10 protein-coding genes are annotated in these 12,460 nt (G+C 42.8%); 5 read left to right on the top strand and 5 right to left on the bottom strand.

Features of this window, described 5'->3' with window-relative positions:
- The first annotated feature begins 38 nt into the window (after positions 1 to 38).
- On the top strand, positions 39 to 1,940 hold the full coding sequence (locus IWA51_RS09175) for a RelA/SpoT family protein (RefSeq protein ID WP_198442182.1): 1,902 nt from the start codon (positions 39 to 41) through the stop codon (positions 1,938 to 1,940).
- Here the strand turns inward: IWA51_RS09175 and prmC are convergent.
- Positions 1,937 to 2,827, bottom strand: coding sequence for a peptide chain release factor N(5)-glutamine methyltransferase (gene prmC / locus IWA51_RS09170; protein ID WP_198442181.1), 891 nt, complete (start codon positions 2,825 to 2,827; stop codon positions 1,937 to 1,939). The two genes, IWA51_RS09175 and prmC, sit on opposite strands and share 4 nt — an antisense overlap.
- Positions 2,827 to 3,915, bottom strand: coding sequence for a peptide chain release factor 1 (gene prfA / locus IWA51_RS09165; protein ID WP_198442180.1), 1,089 nt, complete (start codon positions 3,913 to 3,915; stop codon positions 2,827 to 2,829). Before prfA ends, prmC begins: the two co-directional genes overlap by 1 nt.
- A 254-nt stretch (positions 3,916 to 4,169) precedes the next feature.
- Between prfA and IWA51_RS09160 the strand changes: the two genes are divergently transcribed.
- Genes IWA51_RS09160 through IWA51_RS09145 form a run of 4 tightly spaced genes read left to right on the top strand, consistent with a single transcriptional unit; the run spans position 4,170 to position 9,809 of the window.
- Complete coding sequence (locus tag IWA51_RS09160) at positions 4,170 to 5,441, top strand: TolC family protein (protein ID WP_177527623.1); 1,272 nt, start codon at positions 4,170 to 4,172, stop codon at positions 5,439 to 5,441.
- 30 nt (positions 5,442 to 5,471) lie between these two features.
- Positions 5,472 to 6,407 carry an efflux RND transporter periplasmic adaptor subunit gene (locus IWA51_RS09155; protein WP_198442179.1) on the top strand — a complete coding sequence of 312 codons (936 nt, stop codon included), beginning with the start codon at positions 5,472 to 5,474 and terminating at the stop codon, positions 6,405 to 6,407.
- Positions 6,407 to 9,535, top strand: coding sequence for an efflux RND transporter permease subunit (locus IWA51_RS09150; protein ID WP_198442178.1), 3,129 nt, complete (start codon positions 6,407 to 6,409; stop codon positions 9,533 to 9,535). Before IWA51_RS09155 ends, IWA51_RS09150 begins: the two co-directional genes overlap by 1 nt.
- Positions 9,522 to 9,809 carry a PG0541 family transporter-associated protein gene (locus tag IWA51_RS09145; RefSeq protein ID WP_177527620.1) on the top strand — a complete coding sequence of 96 codons (288 nt, stop codon included), beginning with the start codon at positions 9,522 to 9,524 and terminating at the stop codon, positions 9,807 to 9,809. Before IWA51_RS09150 ends, IWA51_RS09145 begins: the two co-directional genes overlap by 14 nt.
- 93 nt (positions 9,810 to 9,902) lie before the next feature.
- Here IWA51_RS09145 and rnhA read toward each other — a convergent pair whose 3' ends face one another.
- The 3 genes from rnhA to pflA all read right to left on the bottom strand — a co-directional run bounded on the left by rnhA (position 9,903) and on the right by pflA (position 12,457).
- Positions 9,903 to 10,367: a ribonuclease HI gene (rnhA, locus tag IWA51_RS09140; protein ID WP_177527619.1), complete on the bottom strand. Its 465-nt coding sequence runs from the start codon at positions 10,365 to 10,367 to the stop codon at positions 9,903 to 9,905.
- Positions 10,368 to 10,450: 83 nt separating this feature from the next.
- Complete coding sequence (locus tag IWA51_RS09135) at positions 10,451 to 11,407, bottom strand: hypothetical protein (protein ID WP_198442177.1); 957 nt, start codon at positions 11,405 to 11,407, stop codon at positions 10,451 to 10,453.
- A gap of 258 nt (positions 11,408 to 11,665) precedes the next feature.
- Entirely contained in the window at positions 11,666 to 12,457 is a 792-nt protein-coding gene (gene pflA, locus IWA51_RS09130) for a pyruvate formate-lyase-activating protein (RefSeq protein WP_230402642.1), read from the bottom strand.
- Between the last annotated feature and the right edge of the window lie 3 nt (positions 12,458 to 12,460).

The following is a 12,460-nucleotide window of genomic DNA, read 5'->3' as shown; positions in this document are numbered from 1 at the left end:
GCTGGTGGAACAGTCTTTGAATTTTTTGAGAGGGAAAAATGGCTGAATTGGATCCGATTAATCTTGTTACTGATCCTGACGAATTAATTAATAATTTTTTCAGGGACTTTCCTGAAAGCTATACACAGCAGGAAGAACAGAAAATACGCGCTGCATGGAGTTTTCTTATAGAAAAAACCGGCAGTCTCAAACGCAAATGCGGTAAGCCCTATTGCCTGCATCCGATGAGAGTTGCCCGCGTTCTTGCCGAAAAAAATCTTGGCGCTGACTGCATCATCGCGGGTTTATTCCACAATATTCTGGAAGTAGATTCGGAGTGCCTTTCAGAAATAGAAGAAAAGTTCGGTAAGGATGTGTCTGTAATCTGCAGCGGTACGGCAAAAATCACCGGTCTTAAAATAAAGAGTTCTTCAATCCAGGAAGCAGACAATATTCGCAAAATGCTCTTTGCCATGGTCGATGACATAAGGGTTATTCTCGTAAAACTGGCCGACCGCCTTGACCGCATGAGAAATTTAAAGTCGGTAAGTCCCGAAGCACAGCGTGCAGTTGCAAAAGAAGTTATAGACATTTGGTGTCCGCTTGCAAGCCGTCTTGGTATGTCAGACGTAAAGAGCGAGATGGAAGATTTGAGCCTCAAGTATTCAAATCCGGCGGCATTCCAGCAGATTAAAACAATTGTTGCGCAAAAAAAAGCCGAGCGCGCAGAATACCTGGACAAGGCTGTAAAAAAGATTTATACGGCAACAGAAAAGGCAGGAATATCTGTTTCAATAACCAGCCGCGCCAAGCACTTTTATTCAATATATCAGAAAATGAGAAAGCGCAACAAAGAGCCCGGTGAACTTTTTGACCTTTTTGCGTTAAGAATTATCTGTCAGACAAACGCTGAATGCTACACGCTTATAGGAATTGTGCATGGTCTCTGGAAACCGATGGAAGGCAGGTTCAAGGACTACATTGCCATGCCAAAGGCGAACGGTTACCAGTCACTTCATACAACCGTAATGTGTGACGGAAAGCCGCTTGAAATCCAGATACGCACGCAGGAAATGCACAATGTTGCCGAACACGGTGTTGCGTCCCACTGGCTGTACAAAAAGGGAACAAACCGTGATCTTGTAAAGGCCGAAGACTTGAGTATCATAAACCAGCTCAGGGCTTTGAGGGACGAAGACTTAAGCAATGAAAGTTTCTTCAGTGAACTCAAAAATGAGCTTCTGGGAGACTCGATTTATGTATTTACTCCGAAGGGCGACGTCAAGGAACTTCCGGCCGGAGCAAACGCAATTGACTTTGCATACGCGATTCATTCCGGAATAGGCGAAAAAGTTGTAGGGGCAAAGGCAGACGGAAAAATAATTCCGCTTACGGCACCGCTCAAAAACACGCAGATAATTGAAGTACTCACCAACCCGCAGGCACATCCGACGCAGGCACAGTACAAGGCCGTAAAAACTTCCAAAGCAAGACAGAAGATACATTCATGGCTTGCAGAAAACGACCCGACTTTTATTGACAAAGATGCATTGGAAAGGCGCGAGGCAGAAATTGCTGCAAATACACTTCATTCAAAGCAGGTTGCAGAAAAACTGCGCGAAGAAAAAAAGAAGAAAAATGTTTCTCAAAAGACCGATTATACAGGCCGCGTTGTAATAGAAAACACGACAAACTTTCTTGTAACAATGGCACAGTGTTGCAAACCAAAGCCGGGGGATCCGATTGTGGGGTACATTTCGCGCAACAGGGGAATTACCGTTCATGCGGCAAACTGTCTTACATTTTTAAGGATTCCGGACATTGAAAAACGCTCTGTTCCTGTTGAATGGGACACAACTGAACGCAAAAAGTCAAAGAAAGAAACCGAACTGCGCGAACAGAACAAAGAAAAGTCCAAGCAGCGTCAGATAGAAATGAACAGGTTCAAAAAGCAGCGCTAGATTCTGCCAAAGACATCGCGCATCATTCCAGAAAGATCGTAAATTATGCGCGTGTCCTTAAAGCCTTCTTTTTTAAAGACAAGTTCTGCGTCCTGTGCGTTGTACTCGCCGGTTTCTATAAGAAGAATTCCGCCTGGGGCAAGATGGGATGCTGCCTGCGGTACAAGTCTTCTGACTATTCCAAGGCCGTCACTGCTTTTTTCTGCGGCGTCTCCGTCAAGTGCAAGTGAAGGTTCGCTGCGTCCGTCGGCAAGAAGGACTGGAACAAGTGCTTTTGGTATGTAAGGCGGATTGGACAGAATTACATTGAACCGGCCGGAAATATTTTCAAAAAGATCGCCGCGCACAAATGTTATTTTACTGAACGTTTCTTTTCCCAGAATATTGAGCGCATTTTTTTTTGCAATATCAAGCGCGGCTGTGCTTATGTCGGCCATTGTAAACTCAAGACGTGTTCCGGCCGGCAGTCCCGGAACAAGACATTCCTTAAGGACAGAGATGCCTATGCACCCGCTTCCGGTACACATATCGCAGACTCTTACCGTACCGATGTTTTTTAACTGTGCGCGTATTATTCCGGCTGCTTCTTCTACAAGAACTTCGGTGTCAGGTTTTGGAATAAGAACGTCGGGTGTTACAAAGAAATCAATTCCGTAGAATTCCTTGTGTCCTGTAATGTAGGCAACCGGCAGTCCCTGTGCGCGTTTTTTTATTCCGTCAAAAAAAGAATCCTGCTGCTCTTGTGTAAGTTCATCGTCACGGTTAAAGAGAATGTAGGTTTTGTCTTTTTCAAGCACACTTTCAAGAATGCAGTCGGTGTCCAAAACAGGGGTAGGGCTTTGCGCAAGAAGTTTTTGTCCTTCCTGCCTTGCCTGGTTTATATTCATCAGTTTTCTGAAAGTTCGCTTACGTCTTTGAACTGCTCTTCTTTTGCATATACGTTGAGCGCGTCAAGCATTTCGTCCATGTAGCCCATCATAAACTGGTCAAGTTTGTATATCGTAAAGTTTATGCGGTGGTCTGTAACTCTGTTCTGCGGAAAATTGTACGTGCGGATTCTTTCGCTTCTGTCACCGGAACCGACCATGTTTTTTCTTGCGGCCGAACGTTCTGCATTTTTCTTGCTTTCTTCGAGGTCAAAAAGTCTTGCCCTAAGAACGCGGAATGCCTTTGCCTTGTTTTTTATCTGGCTTTTTTCATCCTGCTGAATAACAACAAGTCCGGTGGGAATATGCGTAAGGCGAACGGCAGAGTCTGTTGTGTTAACGCACTGTCCTCCCGGTCCGCCCGCGCGCATTACGTCTACACGCACGTCTTCGGGTTTTATTACGATTTCTGTGTCTTCTGCTTCGGGAAGAACGGCTACTGTTATTGTACTTGTGTGGATTCTTCCCTGTGCTTCTGTAGAGGGAACGCGCTGTACTCTGTGAACGCCGCCTTCCCAGCGGAGTGTTCCGTAAACAAATTTGCCGCTTATTGAAGTTACAATTTCTTTGAATCCGCCGACTTCTGTGGGCTGGCTGTTCATTACTTCGTACTTCCATCCTTTCATTTCTGCAAGGTGGCAGTACATTTCCCAGACGTCCCTTACAAAAAGACTTGCTTCGTCACCGCCGACTCCGCCGCGTATTTCAAGAATAATATTTTTTTCATCAAGAGGGTCAGGCGGAATGAGCTTGAGTTTTATCTGTTCTTCGAGCTTTGGCTTTTTTTCTTCAAGTTCCTTGAGTTCCTCACGGGCCAGCTCTTTCATGTCATGGTCGTCTTCTTCTGTTATGAGACGGGTGCTTTCTTCTATTCCCGAAAGTGTTTTTTTGTATTCGTCATAGAGAGACATAAGTTCGCTCAAGTGCTGGTGTTCGCGCATTGTGTCTTTGTATCTGGTCTGGTCTTTTATAAGGTCAGGATCTGCAACCATTTCGGTTACTTCTGAATAGCGCTTTGAAAGGTCTTCGAGTTTCTTGATTAAATCCATAGTTCTTTTAGTTTACATTTTTTTTACATAAAATTCAACGTACTGCGGCATTACACGGCATTCGTGCACGTATATTTGCGTATTCTGAATCTTATGCGAAACTTAAGTATCTTTTGAAAAGAAATAAATCTAACGTAAAATTTACCCGGTTAACAGAAAATTTTACCATAATAACAGTAATTTTCCTGTGACGGGTTTATTATACTATTGTATTATAGAAGAGAATGTCGGTTTTCTAGAAAGAGGAATTATTTATGAAAAAATCAGCGGTTTTGTTTTTGGCTGTGTTTTTGTCAGCAGCAAATGTTTTTGCACAACCTGTTGCACTTGGAATAGAAGAAGCTGTCAGTAAAGCACTTGAAGAAAATGTTTCCGTAAAACGCGGAAGAATTTCTTTGGATTCGGCAGAACGCGCGGCAGGAACTTCGTGGAATTCAGTGAGCCCTACAATCAACGGAAGTGCAAGTGTTACAATGCCTTTGGATTCCGACAAAAATGCACTTTCACTTTCGGGGTCGGTAAAGGTAAATCTTGCTCCTTCAATTTATACTACTGTAAAAAACGCCTGCCTTAATTACGAAAAGCAGCAGATGACTTATGACGAAACTTTAAGAAGTGTTGAACTTGCTGTTAGAAAATCTTTCTATTCAATTTTGTACCAGGAAGAAAATGTAAAGCTCAAGCAAAAAAGTCTTGAGACTGCAAAGAGCCAGTACGAGTCAAACCTTTCAAAGTTTAACCGCGGCACTTTGTCAAAACTTGATGTTCTGAGTGCGCAGGTTACCTACCAGAATGAACAGCTTGAACTGGACACGCTCAAAACTTCTCTTGATAACGCACTTGCAGAATTCAAACAGGTGATTGGTATTCCGCAGGACACGCAGATTGAACTTTCGGGCAGCTTTGACAGAATAATGGCTGTTACAGAAGTGGATGCTTCCGGCGTTACCCCTGAGTCTTACACAATTGCATCTTTGGAAAAGCAGCTCGAAATTGCGCAGAATGCAGTCAACGCTTCAAGACTTGCCGCGTGGGGACCGTCGCTGAGTGCTTCCTACACATACAGCGCAACAAATGCAAACGGCGCAAAAGATGAAATTTCCTTTGACTCACCAGGAAGTATTTCTCTGGGCGCTTCAATTCCGCTTGACGGATTTTTGCCGTGGTCTTCGGGCGCGCAGTCAATTGCGTCAAAAAAAGATACTGTTGCCGATCTGGAAATCCAGCTTGAAAATGCACGTTCTGAATTCAGGGTGGACGCACAAACTTATATGAACAAAATCAACCAGTCGCTTGCAAACATGGAAATGCGAAGAAGTTCAATTGAGCTTTCCCAGTCTACTTACGATATGACGAGAGATGCATATAATCATGGAACAAAAGATCTGCTTACACTCCAGACGTCACATGACAACCTGCTGGAGTCAAAACTCAATCTTCTTTCGGAAGCATACAATCTTGTGTGCGCCGTTCTTGATCTTGAAAACCTGCTTGGAGTTCCGTTCGGTACATTACTTGCTGAATAATTGTATAGATTTTTTTATAGGATGTGAAAAATGAAAATCAGAAAAAGCGTATTTGTTGTTGCAGTCTGTGCTGTTGTTCTTGCGGGAACATTTATCTATGTTAAGGTTGTCGGAAAATCCGGTTCCGATTTTAAAGGAATGAACGGCGGTCAGTCAGAAAGGACTGCTGTTACGGTCAGAACCCAGACAGCTCATCTTAACGCACTGCAGGATTATGTCCTTACAAACGGTGAAATCGAAAGCCGCAATTCTGTAGAAGTTTACCCCGACATTGGCGGAAAGATTGCAAAAGTTTATGTTTCGCTCGGCTCCCATGTAAAGAAGGGCGACGTAATTGCAGAAGTAGATCCTTCTGTTCCTGGTTCCCAGTTTACAAACAGTCCGGTTTATGCACCTATCTCGGGAACAATTTCTTCCACTCCGCTTGAAGTTGGAGCAAAGGTTTCTACTTCGACTGCGCTGACTGTAATAGGCGATGTAAAAAACCTTCAGATTACATCAAAGATTCCTGAACGCTATGTTGCTGCACTTAAAAAAGGCCTTCACGCAGATGTAACAGTAGAAGCTTACTCCGACACAGTGTTCAGCGCGAGCGTGGTTAACATTTCACCTGTTGTTGACCCCAAAAGCCGCACAAAAGAAATCATAATGGTCTTTGATGAAAAAGATGAAAGAATAAACGCAGGAATGTTTGCAAAAGTAAAGCTGAACACAATTCTTTACGAAGGTTATATTACTGTTCCCGAAAGTGCAGTTATTGAACTTGACGGAACAAATATTCTGTATGTTGCATCATCAGACGGAACAACAGTTTCAAAGCGCGAAGTAACACTGGGACATTCCGTAGACAATACGGTTCAGGTTCTTTCCGGAATAGAAGAAGGCGAGCGTGTTGTTGTAGAAGGAATAAGACTTCTTTACGACGGCGCTTTGATTAAAGATATTCAAAAGACGGAGGCAGAATAATGGTTAGTGAAAAGACTCTCCGGCACCCGATTCTTACGCTGATGGTTTTTATTCTTCTGGGCCTTACCGGAATATTTACCTTAAGCAGAACTTCGATCAGCCTTATGCCTGATGTTGACATGCCTTATCTTATGGTTATGGCTTCATATACAAACGCCGGCCCTGAGTCAGTAGAAAAATCAGTTACGACACCTATAGAAAATGCGCTTGTAAGTCTGAGCAATTTAAAGAATATTACTTCGAGTTCTTCTGAAGGACGTTGTGTTGTTTCGCTTGAATTCAACTACGGAACAGATTTGGACATTGCTACAAATGACGTGCGTGACAAACTTGACCGCGTTACAAGAAGTCTTCCCGACGATGTTACACCTACAATCATGAAAATGGACAGTAACAGTATGCCTATCATGCGCATTGCCGTCCGCGGAAACCGTTCTGTAGATGAACTTAAAAAAATTGCGGACGACAACATTGTAGATGTTCTTGAGCAGGCAAACGGTGTAGGGGAAGCAAATACAATGGGTGGCCGCGAACAGATTGTGCGCGTTGAACTTGACCAGAACAGACTTCAGGCTTACGGCCTTACTTTAAGCGGCGTTTCTTCTACCCTTGCCAAGCAGAATATAGAACTCGGCGGCGGAACAATTACTGAAGGAAAAACGGACTATTCAATTAGAACAACCGGCGAATATTCTGACATTGATGAAATAAGCAATACTGTTGTAAAAACAGTAAACGGCTATGATGTAAAACTTTCTGACATTGGACGCGCCTACATGGGGTACAAAGATGCATCCAGCATAGTTTACATAAACGGTCTTCCCGGTGTGTATGTTTCAATAACAAAGCAGTCCGGAGAAAACAGTGTTACTGTAGCCGATGCAGTTTACCAAAAAATTGACGAACTTGAACGCACTCTTCCCGAAGACATTTCTCTTGAAATAATCCGTGACGATACTGAAGGAATACGTGATACAATTGCAACGCTTTTGGACAGCGCCTGGCAGGGACTTGTACTTGCTGTAATTATACTTTACATATTCCTGTGTTCTTTCAAGACAACAATTATTATTGCAATTTCAATTCCGCTTTCAATTATCATAACACTTCTGTGTATGAACCTTGCTGGAATTACACTGAATATGATGACCCTTACCGGACTTATTCTTGGTGTAGGAATGATTGTTGATGCGTCAATTGTTATGATAGACAACATTTATTCCTACCGCTCAAGGGGAGCCAAGCCAAGAATTGCAGCTATTCTTGGAAGCCAGGAAATGATAAGTTCCGTAATCTCGGGAAACCTTACGACAATCTGCGTATTTGTTCCTTTCCTTCTTTTTATGAAAGATCTTGGCTTTATGGGACAGATGTTCAAGGGCATTATTTTTACAATTGTTATTGCTCTCGTAAGCAGTCTTTTTGTTGCAATTTTTCTGGTTCCTGTTCTTGCAGGCCATTTCCTTCCACTTACGAATAGAAGCGAAAAGCCGGTTAAAAACAAATTTCTTATCAAGCTCTACGGATTCTTTAATTCATGCCAGAGTGCAATTGACCGCGTTTACAGAAAAATTCTAAAAGCCGCTCTTAACCACAGGGCAGTAACTGTAATTGTATGTGCAACGGCACTTGTTGCAAGCTTTATGCTTATTCCGACTATGCGCATTAACATGATGCCCGGAGGACACGATGACAGCGTTACCGTAAAAATGACTCTTCCTGTCGGAACAACGCTTGACGAAACTACAGCAGTTGTAAAACAGTTCCAGCATATTATCGAGTCCGAAATTGAAGGTTACAAAACTCTTATTACAACAGTCGGTTCGGGCGGAAGAAGCGGTTCGTCTTACAGCGGCTCCATTCAGATTCAGCTTCCCGAAAGTGACAAACAGATAGACAATGATGTTACAATTCAGAATAAGCTCAGAAAACATTTTGCCGACTTTACCGATGTAACATTCTCGTTTGGACAGGGAATGGGCAGACAGATGACAGGAGACGATCTTGACATTGCAATCCGTTCTTCCAGTCTGGACAATGCACTTGAGGTTGCAAAAAAAGTGTCTGACGTAATGAGCAGCATTCCTGACATAGGCGAACCTTCCATAGACACAAACGAAGGACTTCCGCAGGTAGAAATAGAAATAGACCGCCAGCGTGCCTACAACTTTGGCGTTAACGTTTACACTGTTGCAAATGAAATAAACGCCAGCATAGAAGGAACTGCCAGCACAGTTTACAGACAGGACGGCGAAGATTATACTGTATACGTAATGTTGCGTCCCGAAGACAGAAGTAACGTAATTGACCTTGAACAGATTTATGTATCCGGAACAAACGGTCTTGTAAGCGTTGCGAACTTTGCAAAAGTAGTCAAGGGGCTTGGACCTGTAACAATCTCTCATGAAAACCGCACAAGAATTGTTCACGTAACTGCAAACATTATTTCTGAAAAGAATGCAAATGTTGTGGAAGATATGATTAAAGACGGAATTGCAGAATCGTTTGTAATTCCCGAAGGCGTAACGGTAAGTTATGAAGGCTCATGGCAGGACATGCAAAGTCAGGCAAAGACATATCTTCTGATTATCGTTATGGCAATTATTCTGGTATTCGGAGTAATGGCTGCAACTTACGAAAGCTTTAAGGCTCCGATAATCAACCTTACAACCATTCCGTTCCTGATTATAGGTGTCGTTGCAATTTACAAGCTTACAAACCAGCCTATCTCGATGATGAGTGCAATCGGTCTTATTATGCTTGTCGGAATAGTCGTTAACAACGGAATTATTCTTGTTGACTACACAAACCTTCTGGTTGACCGCGGAATGAAGAAAAAGGAAGCATGTCTTGAAGCAGGATGCAGCCGTTTGCGCCCGGTTCTCATGACAACTCTTACGACAATTCTTGGAATGATTCCTATGTGCTTTGCCACAAGCGGAAGTGCCGGAATGGTTCAGCCGATTGGTGTTGCCGTAGTAGGAGGACTTACGAGTTCTACATTTGTTACTCTGTTCTTTATTCCTGTTTTGTATTCACTTATCATGAAGGAAAAAAAGACAGAAAAAAGCGGTGTTGTAGTTGAAATTCCGGCTGATATTTTAGGGAGAAAAAATGTACAGGATTGAAATAATTTCGAATAAATCGGTAGAAGAAGAAATAACGGGTGCACTTGAAGAAAATCTGCCGCACATTCTTTATACAACTGTTCCGCTTGTTTACGGGCGCGGCGGTGCTGACAGAAAGCTTGGAACCACTACATGGCCCGAAACAAATTTTGTTCTTATAAGCTACATAGAGGACAGCGAACTTCCTGTTGCAAAGGCTGTAATTGCCAGTGTCAAAAAAAAGTTCAAGAGCGAGGGAATAAAAATGTTCGCGGTTAGGGCCGAAGAACTTTAGAGCATTCTTTTAGTCTGCAAAAGGGTGGCGTCTTTAAGATAGGCGCCATTTTTTATAATAAGAATAATCTGCCCGAAGACAGATTATTCTTATTTACATTCTTTTGTGAATCTCTTCCTGACAAAGACTGTCGCATATTTCGTTGTATTTTATTCCGGCGTGGCCTTTGACCCATTTCCATTCTACAGAAAGCGAGTTGAATAAAATGTCCAGTTCTTCCCAAAGATCTTTGTTAAGAACACTCTTTTTGGCGGCAGTTTTCCAGCCGTTTTTTTTCCAGTTTTTTATCCACGAAGTAATTCCGTTTTTAACATACTGACTGTCAGAGTAGACGCAAACCGGGCGGCATTTTAATTCGGGACTGTCGCATACTGCCCTTAAAGCACTTATTGCCGCTGTAAGTTCCATTCTGTTGTTTGTAGTGGGCGATTCCCCTCCCGAAAGAGTTGTTTCTTTTGTACCGTCAAGAATTACGCATCCCCAGCCGCCCGGCCCCGGGTTTCCGCTGCAACCACCGTCTGTATAAATTACAATTTCATTATTTGTGATATTTTCCATTCAGACAGTATAGAATAAATCTGCTTAAAAAAAAAGAGACTGCCCTTACAGACAGCCTCGATTTTGTAATCTAATTTTTTGAATTAGAGAGCAACTTTTACACCTGCACCGGCAACGTTTGTTGTAGTGTCGCCGGCTTTTTTGAATGTGTAGAATACGCTTACTGTTGCCTTTGGTACGCTTATCCAGAGGGCTGGTGTTACAGTAAAGCTTACATCTTCTCCTTCTGCTGTTGGAACTGTAATGTAGCTTTCTGCAGAAACTGCAAATGTGTCGTCAATTCCAAACATTGCGTGCGGGTTGAATTCAAATACCGGGTCATCACCGCCGAGTCTTTCGTATGCAAGAAGTCCTGCGCTGAAAGAATCTGTGAATGAATATCCGATGTCTTCTACAAAGTCAAGAGTAGAGTCTTTTACCCACTTTACTTCGAATGCTGCAGAAAGATCTTCTACAGCAGAAATTCCTACATAACCAAAAGCTTCACCGCTGAACTTGTATCCGCCTGCTACAGCAAAACCGTCTGCAGTATATTTTGCGTTGAGTGTAAGATCCCCAACGTCTGCATAAGTTCCGTCCAAAAGGAATGTTGACTGGATTGCAAGTCCTTCTACAGGAAGAACAACAAGACCAATTCCCTTGCTGCCAGAGAAATCATATCCTTCCCAACCGTCAGAACCTGTGTATGAGTCTGTAAGAATACCTGCTTCTGCAACTACAAGTCCGTCAAAAAGTTTTGCATAACCCATTGCCCACTTTACGTTATCTTCGCTGAAGTAAGCACCTGTTGCGGCATTTTGGAAGCGGAATGTTACTCCTGCACTGCCTGAATCATAAGCGATGTTAAGGCGAAGTCTGTCTCCACCGCCGTAGTAGTTTCCTTCTGCATATTTAGCTTCTGCCTTAGATGCATCTGAGTCAAGATTGAATGCAGCTCCCGTGCGGAAGTATCCGCCAAAAGAAAGACCTTCTGCAGAAACGGCTGACATTCCAAAAACCAATGCGACAGCTGCAATTGTTCCCTTTAAATTCATTTTCATAAGTTTACTCCTTGCCTGTGCCTGTTTGCACTGCGGTTCTAATACTAGTAATATTGTTTTTTTTATGCAAATGGTGGGTTAATGCTGCTTTTGTTATGCTAATTTGTTTTTATATATGAAAATAAAGAGATGTGTCTGTTAATATTTAAGATTATTTCAATAAAAAAACTTGTAAAAAACGGAAATAAATTAAAATCAGTGTGAAGGTTTTCACAAAAAAATGTCTGTCCCAAAAGAATGAGACAGACATTTTTATTCTTAATTCAAAAACTCGGTTTCCCAGGCTGTGTATTTGTCACACTCAAGAATTGCCCTTGCGTTTGCCTGTCGGTCAGCGGTTGGGGAATCTACACCTTCAAGTCTGTACGGAATACCCATTTTCTGGTATTTCATTCTGCCCAGAGTGTGGTAGGGAAGAACTTCCACGCGCTTTACGTTATTGAGTGTGCGTATAAAGTCCCTTGTTCTCTCAAGCGCACCGTCATCGTCGGTAATTCCTGGAACAAGTACGTGCCTTATCCATATAGGCTTGTTTGTGTCGGAAAGATAGCGGAACATTTCCTTTATGTTCTTTCCTGTATGCCCGGTAAGTTCAACATGGGATTCTTCGTCGATATGCTTTATGTCAACAAGAAGAAGATCTGTGTATTTCATAAGTTCCTGGAACTTTTCAAACCAGGGGCCTTCTGCTGTAAACGGTCCGCCGGACGTGTCTATGCATGTGTTTACATTATTCTGCTTTGCCTTTTTAAACAGATCCAAAACAAAATCAATCTGGGAAAGAGGCTCACCCCCAGAAACAGTAATACCGCCAATATTTTTCCAATACGGGCGGTATCTGAGGGCTTTTGCAAGCATCTCGTCAGAAGTAAAGCGCTCTCCGTCTTCCATTTTCCAGGTGTCGGGATTGTGGCAGTACTTGCATCGGAGCGGGCAGCCGGAAACAAATATAATGAATCTGACTCCGGGCCCGTCTACGGAACCGAATGATTCCGTAGAGTGAATGTAACCATACACAGACTGTCCTGATGTTTCAGAACTGTCTGTCATATG

This window comes from Treponema peruense (assembly GCF_016117655.1).
GTDB lineage: Bacteria > Spirochaetota > Spirochaetia > Treponematales > Treponemataceae > Treponema_D > Treponema_D peruense.
Note: the sequence above shows the minus strand (reverse complement) of the source record. Positions and strands in the feature narration are given on the sequence as shown.